Source organism: Bacillus sp. DTU_2020_1000418_1_SI_GHA_SEK_038 (assembly GCF_032341175.1).
In the GTDB taxonomy this organism is placed as follows: domain Bacteria; phylum Bacillota; class Bacilli; order Bacillales; family Cytobacillaceae; genus Cytobacillus.
Genome location: NZ_CP135435.1, coordinates 1,955,380 through 1,971,281 on the forward strand (window position 1 = coordinate 1,955,380; position 15,902 = coordinate 1,971,281).

At 38.6% G+C, this 15,902-nt stretch carries 15 protein-coding genes; all 15 read left to right on the plus strand.

Going from position 1 to position 15,902, the window contains the following annotated elements:
• The first annotated feature begins 30 nt into the window (after positions 1-30).
• The 15 genes from ymfI (at position 31) to RRV45_RS09775 (ending at position 15,795) form a co-directional block, all read left to right on the plus strand.
• Positions 31-753 (plus strand): elongation factor P 5-aminopentanone reductase, encoded by a 723-nt coding sequence (gene ymfI / locus RRV45_RS09705; protein WP_315668609.1) that lies wholly within the window; start codon positions 31-33, stop codon positions 751-753.
• Positions 754-854: 101 nt separating this feature from the next.
• Positions 855-1,115 (plus strand): DUF3243 domain-containing protein, encoded by a 261-nt coding sequence (locus tag RRV45_RS09710; RefSeq protein ID WP_315668610.1) that lies wholly within the window; start codon positions 855-857, stop codon positions 1,113-1,115.
• A 247-nt stretch (positions 1,116-1,362) separates the two neighbouring features.
• The gene (locus RRV45_RS09715) at positions 1,363-2,157 is read left to right on the plus strand and encodes a DUF3388 domain-containing protein (RefSeq protein WP_315668611.1); all 795 of its coding nucleotides are present in this window, start codon (positions 1,363-1,365) and stop codon (positions 2,155-2,157) included.
• Between the two features lie 18 nt (positions 2,158-2,175).
• Positions 2,176-3,096, plus strand: coding sequence for a helix-turn-helix domain-containing protein (locus tag RRV45_RS09720; RefSeq protein WP_315668612.1), 921 nt, complete (start codon positions 2,176-2,178; stop codon positions 3,094-3,096).
• Between the two features lie 61 nt (positions 3,097-3,157).
• A complete protein-coding gene (pgsA, locus tag RRV45_RS09725; RefSeq protein WP_315668613.1) occupies positions 3,158-3,736 on the plus strand; it encodes a CDP-diacylglycerol--glycerol-3-phosphate 3-phosphatidyltransferase in 579 nt (192 codons plus the stop codon).
• A 27-nt stretch (positions 3,737-3,763) separates the two neighbouring features.
• Positions 3,764-5,017 carry a competence/damage-inducible protein A gene (locus tag RRV45_RS09730; protein WP_315668614.1) on the plus strand — a complete coding sequence of 418 codons (1,254 nt, stop codon included), beginning with the start codon at positions 3,764-3,766 and terminating at the stop codon, positions 5,015-5,017.
• A 258-nt stretch (positions 5,018-5,275) separates the two neighbouring features.
• Positions 5,276-6,313 (plus strand): recombinase RecA, encoded by a 1,038-nt coding sequence (recA, locus tag RRV45_RS09735; protein ID WP_315668615.1) that lies wholly within the window; start codon positions 5,276-5,278, stop codon positions 6,311-6,313.
• A 315-nt stretch (positions 6,314-6,628) separates the two neighbouring features.
• On the plus strand, positions 6,629-8,194 hold the full coding sequence (rny, locus tag RRV45_RS09740; protein WP_315668988.1) for a ribonuclease Y: 1,566 nt from the start codon (positions 6,629-6,631) through the stop codon (positions 8,192-8,194).
• Positions 8,195-8,325: 131 nt separating this feature from the next.
• Positions 8,326-9,123, plus strand: coding sequence for a TIGR00282 family metallophosphoesterase (locus RRV45_RS09745; protein ID WP_315668617.1), 798 nt, complete (start codon positions 8,326-8,328; stop codon positions 9,121-9,123).
• A 238-nt stretch (positions 9,124-9,361) separates the two neighbouring features.
• Complete coding sequence (gene spoVS / locus RRV45_RS09750) at positions 9,362-9,622, plus strand: stage V sporulation protein SpoVS (protein WP_009791522.1); 261 nt, start codon at positions 9,362-9,364, stop codon at positions 9,620-9,622.
• A gap of 335 nt (positions 9,623-9,957) precedes the next feature.
• Positions 9,958-11,691 (plus strand): 2-oxoacid:acceptor oxidoreductase subunit alpha, encoded by a 1,734-nt coding sequence (locus tag RRV45_RS09755; protein ID WP_315668618.1) that lies wholly within the window; start codon positions 9,958-9,960, stop codon positions 11,689-11,691.
• Complete coding sequence (locus RRV45_RS09760; RefSeq protein ID WP_315668619.1) at positions 11,692-12,558, plus strand: 2-oxoacid:ferredoxin oxidoreductase subunit beta; 867 nt, start codon at positions 11,692-11,694, stop codon at positions 12,556-12,558.
• Between the two features lie 499 nt (positions 12,559-13,057).
• On the plus strand, positions 13,058-14,602 hold the full coding sequence (gene miaB / locus RRV45_RS09765) for a tRNA (N6-isopentenyl adenosine(37)-C2)-methylthiotransferase MiaB (RefSeq protein ID WP_315668620.1): 1,545 nt from the start codon (positions 13,058-13,060) through the stop codon (positions 14,600-14,602).
• Position 14,603: 1 nt separating this feature from the next.
• The gene (locus RRV45_RS09770; protein ID WP_315668621.1) at positions 14,604-15,035 is read left to right on the plus strand and encodes a RicAFT regulatory complex protein RicA family protein; all 432 of its coding nucleotides are present in this window, start codon (positions 14,604-14,606) and stop codon (positions 15,033-15,035) included.
• 211 nt (positions 15,036-15,246) lie between these two features.
• Positions 15,247-15,795, plus strand: a complete 549-nt coding sequence (locus RRV45_RS09775; RefSeq protein ID WP_315668623.1) for an outer spore coat protein CotE — start codon at positions 15,247-15,249, stop codon at positions 15,793-15,795.
• Positions 15,796-15,902: the final 107 nt, after the last annotated feature.

Sequence of the window (15,902 nt, forward strand, 5' to 3'; positions counted from 1 at the left end):
CTTTTTAGTTTAGAGCATGGAGTGAACAGGATGAGAAAATATGCATTAATTACGGGAGCAAGCGGTGGTATCGGGGAAGCGATTGCTGCTAAATTAGCGGAAGAGGGCTATCATTTATATTTGCATTATCATGAGAATAAAAGGGCAATTGAAACTTTAATGGAGCAGCTTAAAGCTTTTGGGGGAGAGTATATTCCAATCCAGGCAGATTTATCTTCAAAAAGTGGCTATAAAAAGCTCGCAAAAAATATTTTTTCCATTGATGCCATTATTCATAATAGCGGAATTAGCCATTACGGCCTTTTATATGAGCTTGAGGACAGCATGGCAGAAAAGCTGATCAATCTTCATGTCACAACACCACTTATGCTTACGAAGCAATTATTGCCTAAATTACTGGCAAAAAGAAGCGGAAACATTATCGTTATCTCATCAATATGGGGTCAAACTGGAGCTGCTTGTGAGGTGGCCTACTCCACAGTTAAAGGTGCTCAAATATCGTTTGTCAAAGCGTTAAGCAAAGAGCTGGCCTTTAATGGCATCAGAGTGAATGCTGTAGCACCAGGTGCCGTTCAAACAGCAATGCTAGAGGGCTTTACCTTTGATGAGCTTGAATCGCTCAAAAATGAAATTCCAATGGGAAGACTCGCTTCACCTGAAAATATTGCTGATTCTGTTTCATTTCTTTTGTCAGAAAAATCGTCCTATATTACGGGACAAGTACTGGCCGTAAATGGCGGCTGGTATACTTAATCAATGGTTACCAAGGAAAACATGAATATTTTTTCTCTGCAATAAACAAAATAACTATGTACTATAGTTGTACAACACAGTTTTTAAAGGAGGATATACTCATGTCTGTACTTGAAAATTGGCAGCAATGGAAAGACTTTCTAGGCGATCGTCTAGATCAGGGACAGCAGCAGGGAATGAATAAAGACACAATTAATAATCTTGCCTACCAAATCGGTGACTACTTAGCAAAACAAGTAGATCCGAAAAATGAACAGCAGAGAATTCTCTCTGATTTATGGTCCGTTGCTGATAAGGACGAACAGATGGCCATTGCAAATATTATGGTTAAACTGGTAGAGAACAACGGAACACAACAATAATTTATGACAAAAAAGGAGAGGCTCACCCTCTCTTTTTTTATGCTTTGAAAGAATTAAACTCCAAATGTATCCTGAAAATGATTAAAAATTGATTTTTATTACGTTCTGATTGGTTTTTTCCTTTCATCTTTTTACGAAATCATTTATTATAAAGGTGCGATTGATAAAGAGGACAAGTTGGTCTTTCATATTCAACCTCATAAACGTAAAGGGAATCGTAGGACGGTACTTAAGGAGGTAATTAATTTTGAGCAAAACAGAGTGGTATTTAGAGTATGAAATCCAAAAGAACCGACCAGGTTTGCTTGGCGATATTTCTTCCCTTTTAGGTATGCTTTCCATTAACATTGTTACGATCAATGGTGTTGATGAAGGCCGGAGGGGGTTATTGATTCTAGCAGAAAGCAATGAACAAATTGTTCGGCTTGAGTCAATTTTACATACTATGGATACAATAAAATTAATTAAACTCCGTAAACCAAAATTAAGGGACCGTTTGGCTGTTCGACACGGAAGATACATACAAAGAGACGCAGATGACAAAAAGACTTTCCGTTTTGTAAGGGACGAGCTTGGACTATTAGTTGACTTTATGGCAGAATTATTTAAGCAGGAAGGGCACAAGCTAATAGGTATAAGAGGAATGCCTCGTGTTGGAAAAACCGAATCAATTGTTGCTTCAAGTGTTTGTGCCAATAAAAGATGGTTATTCGTTTCCTCTACGCTGTTAAAGCAAACCATTCGCAATCAATTAATTCATGATGAGTATAATGAAAATAATCTCTTTATTATTGACGGGATTGTTTCTTCTAGACGAGCAAACGAACGCCATTGGCAGCTTGTACGTGAAATTATGAATATGAATGCTGTTAAAGTGGTAGAGCATCCAGATATTTTTGTGGAAAACACAGAGTATTCGATTGAAGATTTCGATTATATAATTGAGCTTCGCACTGATCCTGAAGAGGAAATAAAATATGATATTGTCGATAAAACCAAAATGATCTCCGAATCTGACTTTGGAGGCTTTGATTTTTCGTAAGTTGGAAGGTGTTAAAAATTGTCGGAACTTGGGGTTAAGTTAAAAGAAGCCCGCTTGGCTAAAGGCTTAAGTCTCGATGACTTGCAAGTAGCCACAAAAATTCAAAAGCGGTATTTAATTGGCATTGAAGAAGGAAACTATAGTATGATGCCTGGGAAGTTCTATATACGCGCTTTCATTAAACAGTATGCAGAAGCTGTGGGATTACAGCCAGAAGAGCTATTTGAACAGTATAAATCGGAAATTCCTTCTACTATAAATGAGGATATTCCTGAAAAGCTGTCTAGAGTGCAATCAAGAAAAGATATTACTTCAGGCGGTTCAAAAGTCTTTGATATTCTTCCGAAAATTTTAATAGCTGTATTCATTATAGGTGCAGCGGCTGTTGTTTATTATTTCGTTACTCAAAAAGGCGATGGAAATGCAGATAAGGATCTCGCAGATAATAGCGGGAATGAGCAAGTTCGTCTTGAAGAATCGGAAGACTTTTCCAAAGAGTCTGATGTTAATTCTGAAGCTGATTCGGATAAGGAATCTTCAAAAGCTGACGAGGAAAATGGGGCAGCAGAGGATGAAGTTGAAGAGGAAACGCCTCCTATACCGAATCAAGAACTTACTGTCGTTGAAACTAGCGGCAAAAATACAATATATGAACTAAAAAATGCGGATACGTTTGAATTGAAGGTTGTTTCGACTGGAAAAACATGGGTTAGTGTCAAAAATGGTAAGGGAACATCTTTCTACCAAGGAACATTAACAAAAGGGGACACAGAAAGCCAGTCTCTTGATTTTTCAAAAGAAACTGAAGCTGCGTTAATCATCGGAAACTCCCTTGAAACTGAGATTTATGTGAACGATGAAAAAGTGGTTTTTGCCATTGATCCGGCTCAGATTGTAACGCAGAATATTACCATTCGCTACTTACCGAGCAACGAATAGTCATCAATTGATGACTATTTTTCACTTTTCTCATCGACTTATTACAAATTGGAGGTAAATCATGAATCTGCCTAATAAAATTACAATCTCAAGAATTTGCCTTATCCCTGTGTTTCTAATTATCATGCTCGTTCCTTTCTCTTGGGGTGACGTGACAATGCTTGGGGCTACGCTTCCTGTAACCCATCTAATTGGTGCCTTAGTTTTCATTTTTGCCTCTGCTACAGATTGGGTGGATGGCTATTATGCCAGAAAGCTAAACCTCGTAACGAACTTTGGAAAGTTCCTTGACCCTCTGGCTGATAAGCTGCTTGTTTCTGCAGCGTTAATCGTCTTAGTGGAACTGGGATTTGCTCCATCATGGATCGTGATTATCATAATTAGCCGTGAATTTGCGGTCACTGGATTACGTCTTCTTCTAGCCGAAGGGGGAGAAGTAGTTGCGGCAAACATGTTGGGAAAAATCAAAACTTGGGCACAAATAGTAGCGATTTCGGCTTTGCTTTTACATAATATTATATTTGAAATGTTTTCTATTCCGTTTGCTGATATAGCCCTTTGGATCGCCATGATTTTTACAATTTGGTCTGGCTGGGACTATTTCATAAAGAATAAGCAAGTCTTTACTAATTCAAAATAGATTTCGCAAATAAAGGTGGCGTCCCGAATGAATGCAGAAATCATTGCAGTAGGTTCTGAACTATTGCTAGGTCAAATTGTTAATACAAATGCTAGGTTTTTGTCACGGCAGCTAGCTGATTTAGGAGTTAATGTTTTTTATCATACAGTTGTTGGAGATAATCCGAAGCGCCTAAAGACTGCAATTGAAATAGCTGAAAACCGCTCTGATTTTCTTATTTTTACCGGTGGTTTAGGACCAACGAAGGATGATTTAACGAAGGAAACGATTGCTAAGCATTTGAATAAGAGGCTGATTATGGATGAACAGGCCCTGCAATTAATTGAACTCTATTTTGAACGTTCAAATCGAGTAATGACGGAAAATAATAAAAAGCAAGCGATTGTCCTGGAAGGTTCACAAGTATTGCCAAATGAGCATGGCATGGCACCAGGAATGCTGCTCGACACCGAAAAGCATATGTATATGCTTCTTCCGGGACCGCCGAAGGAAATGGAACCGATGTTCTTAAAGTATGGGTACCCGATCCTGCGCTCAAAGCTTAATGAAGAGGATATCATTTTGTCGCGAGTGTTAAGATTTTTTGGTATTGGGGAAGCGATGCTTGAAACAGAAATAGAGGATTTAATTGATTCCCAATCCAATCCAACCATTGCTCCGCTTGCTTCAGATGGAGAGGTATCACTTAGACTTACAGCCAAGCATAATCAGATGGAAACGGTTCTTCAATTATTGGATGAAGCAGAAGAAGCCATTCTTGCCCGTGTAGGAGAATATTTCTATGGTTATGATGATACTTCTCTTATGATTGAGACGATTAAATTACTTAAAGAAAATGACTTAACTATTAGCTGTGCTGAAAGCTTAACTGGGGGAATGTTTCAACAGACATTTACATCCATTCCAGGTGCCGGCTCCTTATTGAAGGGTGGCATTGTGTGTTATACAAATGAAGTAAAAGCAAGTGTTCTTCATGTTAGAAAAGAGACCATTCATGAAGATGGTGTTGTGAGTGCACAATGTGCAATGGAATTGGCTGCTAATGTTTCAGCACTGATGAATTCGGATATAGGGATTAGCTTTACTGGTGTAGCTGGTCCGGATGAACTTGAAGGCAAGCCTGTTGGCACTGTCTTTATAGGGATTTATTTGAAAGGGAAGCCTGTTCATGCAGAAAAGTTAAACTTAGGAGGTACAAGAGAAGCCATTCGGGTTAGAAGTGTGAAATATGGCTGTTATTTTCTATTGAAGTATCTCAAATCCATTCAGAATGTCAAATAAGGCATTCTGATTTTTTAATAGTTGCTTTTAATAATAGTTAACTAGCTATATTTTCATTTTCCATGCAAGTACCCCTATGAAAATATCAATTTCTTCTAGTGAAAATATCATTTTCTTTAAAGTTTTACGATGAAAAAAACCCGAATGAATGTTCGAATTTTTTCTCGACAAACAAATGAAAAACAGTTATAGTAAAGATAGGTTATTTAGATTTAGTATAAACAAATGTGTTTTTGTTACGATAAAGGAGGAAGAAAAATGAGCGATCGTCAAGCAGCACTTGAGATGGCATTAAAACAAATAGAAAAGCAATTTGGTAAAGGATCTATTATGAAACTGGGAGAGCAGACGGATCGAAGGGTTTCTGCTATTCCTAGTGGTTCACTAGCATTAGACGCAGCACTTGGAGTAGGCGGTTACCCTAGAGGGCGGATCATTGAAATTTACGGTCCTGAGAGTTCTGGTAAAACAACAGTGGCATTACATGCTATTGCAGAAGTGCAAGCAACCGGAGGACAAGCAGCATTTATTGATGCAGAACATGCACTTGATCCTGTTTACGCACAAAAGCTTGGCGTAAATATTGATGAATTGCTGCTTTCTCAGCCTGATACAGGTGAGCAGGCATTAGAGATCGCTGAAGCACTTGTTCGAAGTGGCGCGGTCGACATTCTTGTTATTGACTCTGTTGCTGCACTAGTTCCGAAGGCAGAGATTGAAGGAGAAATGGGCGACTCCCATATCGGCTTACAGGCACGATTAATGTCCCAAGCACTAAGAAAACTATCAGGTGCTATTAATAAGTCAAAAACTATCGCTATCTTTATTAACCAGATTCGTGAAAAAGTAGGAGTTATGTTCGGAAACCCTGAAACAACTCCGGGCGGACGCGCTCTTAAATTCTACTCAACTATCCGTCTTGAAGTACGCCGCGCTGAACAATTAAAGCAAGGCACTGAGATGGTTGGTAATAAAACGAAGATAAAAGTCGTAAAAAATAAGGTTGCTCCTCCATTCCGTGTAGCTGAAGTAGATATTATGTATGGAGAAGGAATTTCAAAGGAAGGGGAAATCATTGATATAGGCTCAGAGCTGGAAATTGTTCAAAAGAGCGGTTCGTGGTATTCCTACAATGAAGAGCGAATTGGCCAAGGACGAGAAAATGCAAAACAGTTCTTAAAGGAAAACCCTGATATTCGCTTACAAATTCAAAAGCAAATTCGTGAACATTATGGTCTAGATGATGTGAAAACAATAAATGATGATGAGCAAGAGGAATTCCAGCTTGTCGAGTAGTCTTTTTCAAAAGGCAAAGCCGTTTACTAAGTGGCTTTGCTTTTTTTATAGCTATTTATCACAAATAAAAAATATTATAAATTTTTAAATATTATTTGCCGTTGCTCGAATGTGAATTCCGATATAAACAAGTGCTGAGCAGACAAAGCCTTGACAATGAAATTCCACACCTTTACAATTAAAAATGTATATTTTACATTTTATGATGAATGAAAACGTTGAAAAGCCTTTGTGCTGTATGTTGAATGGGACAATATACATGCCGACACTTTAGAAACGTAACACAAAAAGTTCATAGCAAGAGGAGGTGAAATGATGGAACTATTAACAGCAATCATCATCTCCAGTTTGCTTGGCCTATTCGTCGGTGCAGTTGTTAGCTATTTTGTTTGTAAGTCCATTGCTCAAGCAAAGATCGCAGGAGCCAAGGATTCTGCAGAGCAGATATTGGAAGACTCCAAGCGTGAAGCAGATGCTTTAAAGAAGGAAGCCTTGCTTGAAGCAAAGGATGAGATTCACAAGCTTCGGACAGAAGCGGAGCGTGAAATTCGTGATCGAAGAAATGAGCTTCAAAAACAAGAAAATCGTTTACTGCAAAAAGAAGAAAATCTTGATCGTAAAGATGAAACGTTAGATAAACGTGAAACACTTTTAGAGAAGAGGGACGATTCTCTTAACAAAAGACAACAGCATATTGAAGAGATGGAAAGCAAAGTGGACGAGATGGTACGAACACAACAAGCTGAGCTAGAACGCATCTCAGGCTTAACCCGTGAAGCGGCTAAGTCCATCATTTTAGAGCGTGTAGAGCAGGAAGTGGCTCATGATGTCGCTATAATGATTAAAGAGGGCGAGATTAGAGCGAAAGAGGAAGCCGATAAGAAGGCGAAGGATATCTTGTCACTGGCAATCCAACGATGCGCAGCGGATCATGTTGCAGAAACAACAGTTTCTGTAGTTAACCTGCCTAATGATGAAATGAAGGGGCGAATTATCGGTCGTGAAGGCCGGAATATTCGTACACTTGAAACGCTTACAGGAATTGATCTTATTATTGATGATACACCAGAAGCAGTCATCTTATCAGGGTTTGATCCAATTCGCCGCGAGACTGCCCGTTTAGCTTTAGACAAGCTCGTACAGGACGGTCGTATACACCCTGCGCGCATTGAAGAAATGGTTGATAAAGCACGCCGTGAAGTGGATGAACATATCCGTGAAATTGGCGAGCAGACAACATTTGAAGTCGGGGTACATGGACTCCATCCGGATCTTATAAAAATTCTCGGCCGCCTGAAATTCAGGACAAGCTATGGCCAGAATGTTTTAAAGCATTCTATGGAAGTAGCACAATTGTCAGGATTACTTGCAGCAGAACTAGGTCAGGACGAGGTTCTTGCGAGACGAGCAGGCTTGCTTCATGACATTGGAAAAGCTATTGACCATGAAGTGGAAGGAAGCCATGTTGAAATTGGGGTTGAGCTTGCAACGAAATACAAAGAGCACCCAATTGTTATTAATAGTATTGCTTCACATCATGGGGACACTGAGCCAACTTCAATTATTGCCGTTCTAGTAGCTGCAGCTGATGCACTTTCAGCAGCAAGACCTGGGGCGAGAAGAGAGACATTGGAAAATTATATTCGACGTCTTGAAAAGCTGGAAGAGATTTCTGAATCTTATGATGGTGTTGAAAAGTCTTTTGCCATCCAAGCTGGACGAGAAATTCGGATATTAGTAAAACCAGAACAAATTGATGACCTTGAAGCACATCGTCTTGCGAGAGATATTCGTAAGAAGATCGAAGAAGAGCTTGATTATCCAGGACATATAAAAGTTACGGTTATTCGTGAAACACGAGCCGTGGAATATGCAAAATAAAGCGGTGCTTAGCATCGCTTTATTTTTTTCCAAATAAAATACATAAATAAACTTTTAGAAAGAATGGGAATATAAACATGCACTGCCTATTGCGGCAAATCAGAAGAATATAGCAAAGAAGGGACAAATATATGAACATATTATTTGTAGGGGATGTTGTTGGCTCATTAGGAAGAGATATGATAAAGGAATATGTTCCAAAGCTTAAGGGAAAATACCGTCCACAAATTACAATTATCAATGGGGAAAATGCTGCAGGCGGCAAAGGAATTACAGAGAAGATTTACCGTGGTTTCTTGGAAGCAGGAGCACAGGCAGTTACACTTGGTAATCACACTTGGGACAATAAGGAAATATTCGATTTTATTGACGATGCAAAGTATTTGGTGCGTCCGGCAAACTTCCCAGAAGGAAATCCGGGCAAAGGAATTGTTTACTTAAAATATAATGCAATCGAAGTAGCCGTTATCAGTTTGCAAGGGAGAACATTTTTGCCTGCAATAGATTGTCCATTTCGCAAAGCAGATGAACTGGTTCTTGAGGCTCGAAAAAGAACACCCATTATATTTGTCGACTTTCATGCAGAAGCAACTAGTGAAAAGCAAGCAATGGGCTGGTACTTAGATGGAAGAGTTACCTCCGTTATCGGCACTCATACACATGTGCAAACAGCAGATCATCGCATTCTGCCTAATGGAACAGCTTTTATGTCAGATGTTGGCATGACAGGCCCATATGATGGAATATTAGGAGTAGAGAGGGAAGCTGTGTTAAAAAGGTTTATCTCAAGCTTGCCTGTGAGATTTGAAGTTCCGAAAGAAGGGCGTACACAATTGAGTGCTGTACTTATTGAAATAGATAATCAAACCGGAAAAGCAAAGAAAATGACTCCGATATTAATTAATGAGGATCATCCTTTTTATTCTTAAACAAATAACTGCGTCAATTTGCCGAAAATGGTAAATGAGATGCAGTTATTTTTTATTTAAAGGAGTTAATTCAAGAAGGAATATTCTATAATTTTGTCCAAGCCGGAATATGTGAATTGAGAAATGAATATAGTAGCAATGGAATGATCTATACCTGATATGTTCATTTTCCAAAAGTAGGCACGTAGGAAGCTAAGGTCATGAACATGCGGGAGGGGAAAACAAGGAGGAGCTAGGAATGGAAATATTAAAAGTTTCAGCAAAATCTAATCCTAATTCTGTAGCTGGTGCGCTTGCAGGTGTTTTGCGAGAAAGAGGCGGCGCAGAAATCCAAGCGATTGGTGCGGGCGCACTAAATCAAGCGGTTAAAGCAGTAGCTATCGCAAGAGGATTTGTCGCGCCTAGCGGAGTGGATTTGATTTGTATCCCGGCATTCACAGATATTAAGATTGATGGGGAAGAACGAACAGCGATTAAATTAATTGTAGAACCAAGGTAAAAAGAAATGTGGTAGTTTTGAAGAATGCAGACCTGTTGCGTGAATGCAAACAGGTCTTTTTTTTGCGATGAAAAAGGCTTTAAAAGATTACATGGCATCAACTTAATTATTATATTGTTTTCAAAAAGAAAATATTCAAATTTTCGCCAAAAATGATCTGAAAGGGTTGCTTTTTTTAAGAACTAGGTCTAGAATTGAAAGCGTTTAGTACCCATTCAAAAATCCAATGTTAGACTGGTTTTTAGAACAGTAAATATCGAATTTGATTGAGTGCTATTCTGCTTAAAAAAAACGTTTTCATATATTTTTTTAACGTATCCAAAGGGGTGTAAGTCATGATCAATCAACTTTCATGGAAAGTTGGAGGGCAACAAGGGGAAGGTATTGAGAGTACTGGAGAAATATTCTCAATAGCATTAAATCGGTTAGGCTACTATTTGTATGGTTACCGTCATTTTTCTTCACGAATAAAGGGCGGACATACGAATAATAAAATTCGTGTAAGTACAACACAAGTAAGATCCATTTCTGATGATCTAGATATTTTGGTAGCTTTTGACCAAGAGACAATTGATCTAAACTATAAGGAATTACATGATAAAGGTGTAATTATTGCGGATGCAAAATTCAATCCTACAAAGCCTGAAGATACAAATGCGGCTATGTATGCTGTTCCTTTCACAGAATTAGCAACTGAACTAGGAACATCCCTAATGAAAAACATGGTTGCTGTTGGGGCAACTTGCGCAGTACTGAACTTAGATATTAACGTATTTAAAGAAGTAGTTCAAGAGATATTTGGACGAAAAGGCCAACAAGTTGTTGATAAAAATATGGAAGCCATTAAAGCTGGCTTTGATTTTATGAAGGAAAACCTTGCCGACACAACAGAATTAATGGAGCTTGAAAAAGCAGATGGCAAAAAGCGTTTATTTATGATTGGTAACGATGCGATCGCATTAGGCGCTCTTGCTGGCGGTTGCCGTTTCATGGCTGCTTACCCAATTACACCAGCGTCTGAAATTATGGAATATTTAATTAAGAAGCTTCCACCTCTAGGCGGAGCTGTTATCCAAACCGAAGATGAAATTGCTGCAGTTACAATGGCAATCGGAGCTAACTATGGCGGAGTGCGTTCCCTAACTGCTTCAGCTGGACCAGGTCTAGCATTGAAAATGGAAGCCATCGGTTTATCCGGTATGACTGAAACTCCACTTGTAATTGTTGATACACAGCGTGGAGGTCCTTCAACAGGTCTGCCGACGAAACAAGAACAGTCTGACCTAATGTCTATGATTTATGGTACACATGGAGAAATTCCAAAAATCGTAATGGCTCCAAGTACGGTACAAGAAGCGTTCTATGATACAGCAGAAGCGTTTAACCTTGCTGAAGAATATCAATGCCCTGTCATTATTCTTTCTGATCTTCAGCTGTCTCTAGGGAAACAAACAGTTGAACCGCTAGAATTAGATAAAGTTGAAGTGCGCCGTGGAAAGCTTCAAACTGGAGAATTACCAGAGGCAGAAGGTGGCTACTTTAAGAGATACGAAGTTACTGAAGATGGGGTTTCACCACGTGTTATTCCAGGTATGAAAAATGGTATTCACCATGTAACAGGTGTTGAGCATGATGAAACAGGAAAGCCATCTGAATCTGCGGTAAATCGTAAAGCGCAAATGGATAAACGTTTCCGTAAAATCGAAAACATTAAATTCAATACACCTGTTTACAAAAATGCACCACATGAAGAAGCTGACTTACTAATCATTGGCTTTAACTCAACTCGTGGGGTTATTGAAGAAGCAATGGGCCGCCTTGAAAAGGATGGTTTGAAAGTGAACCATGCACAAATACGTTTAATTCATCCGTTCCCTACTGATGAAGTATTGCCGCTCGTAAAATCTGCTAAAAAAATCGCTGTTGTTGAAAACAACGCTACTGGGCAATTGGCAAACATTATTAAGATGAACGTCGGACATGCTGAGAAAATTGAAAAGATGTTAAAATACGACGGAAATCCATTCTTGCCACATGAAATTCACACAAATTGCAAGGAGTTGTTCTAAATGGCAACATTTAAAGATTTTCGAAATAATGTAAAACCAAACTGGTGCCCAGGCTGTGGAGACTTCTCTGTACAAGCGGCTATCCAGCGTGCGGCTGCAAATGTCGGTTTAGAGCCTGAGAATTTAGCAGTTATTTCAGGTATCGGGTGTTCTGGACGTATTTCCGGATATATTAATTCATATGGCTTCCATGGAATTCATGGACGTTCCCTGCCAATTGCACAAGGTGTTAAAATGGCAAACCGTGATTTAACAGTTATTGCTTCTGGTGGTGACGGTGATGGCTTTGCTATTGGAATGGGGCATACGATACACGCCATTCGCCGTAATGTAAATATTACGTATATTGTTATGGATAACCAAATCTATGGATTAACGAAAGGGCAAACGTCCCCACGTTCTGCAACAGGCTTTAAAACAAAATCAACGCCTGAAGGTTCAATTGAACAAGCTATTGCTCCTATGGAAATGGCTTTAACAGCTGGCGCAACATTTGTTGCCCAAAGCTTTTCAACTGACCTTAAAGATTTAACAGCGTTAATTGAAGCTGGTATTAAGCATGATGGTTTCTCATTAATTAATGTATTCAGCCCATGTGTAACTTATAATAAAGTGAACACATATGACTGGTTTAAAGAGAACTTAACAAAGCTTAGCGATGTTGAAGGCTATGATTCTTCTAACCGTGAACTGGCTATGCAAACATTAATGAAGCATGATGGTCTAGTAACAGGCCTTATCTATCAAAACACTGAGCGTAAATCATACCAAGAGTTATTAAAAGGCTATTCTGAGCAGCCATTAACTCAAGCTGACCTTAATTTAGATCAGGCTCACTTTGATAAATTAATTCAAGAATTTATTTAAGCCGTTTTGGCTGAAAAGAAACCCATCTCCATGGGTTTCTTTTTTATGCTAAAAGATAAATTTTAAAAAATGACCATGAAATCGTGATTATAGTCACGTACAATTAAATTAGATTCCTATAAGATAAAGTGAAACTTTAATCAGTGGGGGGGGCCTTCATCCCCCACTGATTGTTAGTTGAACCAATCGGGCCTTTACAGGCTGTTGATCCTCCACTTTAGAAATTTTTGTTTTTACTCAACTTCTTGCAGTAAGGATCTTACAGCCCGTTAATCTGCGATAAATATTTGTGAATAGTTTTTATCATTTACATAATAGAATCTTGGGAAGAAGTTAATGGCTTCAAATCAGTATATCTATTGTTTTAAGAGCCTAAAAGCATTATACTATACTAATGTGAATTGCTTTAAATTTACCATTGCTCAACCTAACCTTATTAAAATACATGATAAAAACATAACTCTCTTAAACCCGGATATGTTAGAAAGGGGATTAAAATATGAATGAAAAGCAAAGACTTGAAGGTCAACAAGTGAAAGCAGCCGATCCTTCGGACAAAAAATCCGAAAAGGATTATAGTAAATACTTTGAGACCGTGTTTACAACGCCATCCTTGAAGGATGCCAAAAAACGTGGAAAAGAAGAAGTAAAATATCATAAAGATTTTGATATTCCGGAAGAATTTCATGGAATGGGACAGGGCCGAAAGTTCTATATCCGCACATATGGCTGCCAAATGAATGAACATGATACAGAAGTCATGGCGGGGATCTTTATGGGGCTTGGCTATGAACCAACTGATTCTGTGGAAGATGCCAACGTCATTCTCTTAAATACATGTGCCATTCGCGAAAACGCTGAAAATAAAGTGTTTGGTGAACTTGGACACTTAAAGCATTTGAAAAAAGAAAAACCTGACTTGCTTTTAGGTGTTTGCGGCTGTATGTCCCAAGAGGAGTCTGTCGTAAACAAAATTCTTAAAACCTATAATCAAGTCGATATGATTTTCGGAACACATAATATTCACCGTCTTCCTAACATCCTGAAGGAAGCATATATGTCAAAAGAAATGGTCATTGAAGTATGGTCAAAAGAGGGAGATGTCATCGAAAATCTTCCTAAAGTACGCCGCGGCAATATTAAAGCTTGGGTTAATATTATGTATGGCTGTGATAAGTTCTGCACTTATTGTATTGTACCATTTACACGGGGGAAAGAGCGAAGCCGCCGACCAGAGGACATTATTCAAGAAGTTAGACAATTAGCGGCACAAGGCTATCAAGAAATTACCCTGCTTGGACAAAATGTTAATGCTTACGGGAAAGACTTTGAAGATATTAAATACGGTCTTGGAGATCTAATGGATGAGATTCGTAAAATTGACATCCCGCGTGTTCGGTTTACGACAAGTCATCCGCGAGATTTTGATGACCATCTTATTGAGGTCTTGGCAAAAGGCGGAAATCTCGTAGAACATATTCACTTGCCTGTTCAATCTGGTTCAACAGAAGTGCTTAAAATCATGGCTCGTAAATACTCAAGAGAGCATTATTTAGAGCTTATTCGAAAAATAAAAGCGGCAATCCCTAATGCAACATTCACTACTGACATTATTGTTGGGTATCCGAATGAAACAGAAGAGCAGTTCCAAGAAACGCTCTCCTTATATCGGGAAGTAGGGTATGAAGCAGCCTATACCTTTATCTATTCCCCTCGTGAAGGCACACCTGCAGCAAAAATGCAGGATAATGTTCCAATGGAAGTCAAGAAAGAACGTTTACAGCGTTTGAATGCATTAGTTAATGAACTTTCTGCTGAAGCAATGAAGAAGTATCAAGGCCAAACGGTAGAGGTATTAGTGGAAGGTGAAAGTAAAAATAATCCAGATGTGTTAGCTGGCTATACGAGAAAAAATAAGCTAGTTAATTTTATTGGTCCAAAATCAGCAATTGGTAAAATTGTTAATGTGAAAATCACAGATGCAAAAACTTGGTCATTAAACGGAGAAATGGTTGAAGAACTAGATGCGGTAGAGGTGGAGTAAGATGGGGAAATACACAAAGGATGACATTATAGCAAGAGCAAAAGAGCTTGCACAAATGATTGCAGAAACGGAAGAGGTTGACTTTTTTAAACGTGCTGAAGCCCAAATTCATGAAAATGCTAAGGTTAAGGCAACAATTTCCAATATTAAAGGTTTGCAAAAGCAAGCCGTTAATTTGCAGCATTTCGGCAAAATGGAAGCATTAAAAAAGACTGAGGATAAAATTGAATCCTTACAGAACGAGCTGGATGAAATTCCTGTCGTGCAGGAGTTTAAGCAATCACAAATTGATGTAAATGAACTCCTTCAGCTAGTTGCATCAGTCATTTCTAATACTGTCACAGACGAGATCATTTTGACAACTGGCGGTGACCTTCTAAGCGGAGAAACAGGTGCTCAAATTAAAAATAGCGACTGTTCACACCATCATTAATAATACAAGAGCCCCTTTTGGATCATTTTCCGAAAGGGGTTTATTTTTTTTGTTAAATCTTATGAATTACTATTGTGGGCACACTCCTAGAGAAAAAGCATATTATGAATTATGCCAATACTTTTACTCAAACATTCATCAATAAATATCGCACACTAGTCTAATATCCCGCATAGGATGAAGTGAAAATGAATGAGGAGGTTCGCTCGCAATGGGAGAATACAGAGAGATTATAACCAAGGCGGTCGTAGCGAAAGGACGTAAATTTACTCAATCCAATCATACGATTAGCCCTAAACATCATCCATCAAGCATTCTAGGCTGTTGGATCATAAACCATAAGTACGATGCGAAAAAGGTCGGGAAAACAGTCGAAGTTTGCGGCAAATATGACATTAACGTTTGGTATTCCTTTGATAATAATACAAGAACAGAAGTTGTTACTGAACGTGTCGAATATACAGATGTCATAAAACTTAAATACCGTGACCCGGATAGTTTAGATGACCAAGAAGTAATCGCACGCGTATTACAGCAGCCTAACTGTACTGAAGCTGTCATTTCACCAAATGGAAATAGAATCATTGTCCATGTTGAAAGAGAATTTCTCGTTGAAGTGATCGGTGAAACAAAGGTTTGTGTTGCTATCCATCAAGGAAAATGCGATTGTGAAGATGACGATGCATGGGGACTGGACGTCGAAGACGAAGAGTTTGAAGATTTAAATCCAGATTTCTTAGTTGGAGATGAAGAGGAATAAAAGTTAACTAGGAGGTTTTGCTCCTAGTTTTTCTTTTTTTAAAAAGAATATATGTTTAAATATTCAAACTTGTTATATAATGAATAAAAATTTAAAAGGAGGTAGAA

What these genes read in the sequence shown, in the direction of transcription:
- ymfI (WP_315668609.1), top strand. Translation starts at nt 31, where the DNA reads ATGAGAAAATATGCATTAATTACGGGAGCAAGCGGTGGTATCGGGGAA.
- RRV45_RS09710 (WP_315668610.1), top strand. Translation starts at nt 855, where the DNA reads ATGTCTGTACTTGAAAATTGGCAGCAATGGAAAGACTTTCTAGGCGAT.
- pgsA (WP_315668613.1), top strand. Translation starts at nt 3,158, where the DNA reads ATGAATCTGCCTAATAAAATTACAATCTCAAGAATTTGCCTTATCCCT.
- RRV45_RS09730 (WP_315668614.1), top strand. Translation starts at nt 3,764, where the DNA reads ATGAATGCAGAAATCATTGCAGTAGGTTCTGAACTATTGCTAGGTCAA.
- recA (WP_315668615.1), top strand. Translation starts at nt 5,276, where the DNA reads ATGAGCGATCGTCAAGCAGCACTTGAGATGGCATTAAAACAAATAGAA.
- rny (WP_315668988.1), top strand. Translation starts at nt 6,629, where the DNA reads ATGGAACTATTAACAGCAATCATCATCTCCAGTTTGCTTGGCCTATTC.
- RRV45_RS09745 (WP_315668617.1), top strand. Translation starts at nt 8,326, where the DNA reads ATGAACATATTATTTGTAGGGGATGTTGTTGGCTCATTAGGAAGAGAT.
- spoVS (WP_009791522.1), top strand. Translation starts at nt 9,362, where the DNA reads ATGGAAATATTAAAAGTTTCAGCAAAATCTAATCCTAATTCTGTAGCT.
- RRV45_RS09755 (WP_315668618.1), top strand. Translation starts at nt 9,958, where the DNA reads ATGATCAATCAACTTTCATGGAAAGTTGGAGGGCAACAAGGGGAAGGT.
- RRV45_RS09760 (WP_315668619.1), top strand. Translation starts at nt 11,692, where the DNA reads ATGGCAACATTTAAAGATTTTCGAAATAATGTAAAACCAAACTGGTGC.
- miaB (WP_315668620.1), top strand. Translation starts at nt 13,058, where the DNA reads ATGAATGAAAAGCAAAGACTTGAAGGTCAACAAGTGAAAGCAGCCGAT.
- RRV45_RS09770 (WP_315668621.1), top strand. Translation starts at nt 14,604, where the DNA reads ATGGGGAAATACACAAAGGATGACATTATAGCAAGAGCAAAAGAGCTT.
- RRV45_RS09775 (WP_315668623.1), top strand. Translation starts at nt 15,247, where the DNA reads ATGGGAGAATACAGAGAGATTATAACCAAGGCGGTCGTAGCGAAAGGA.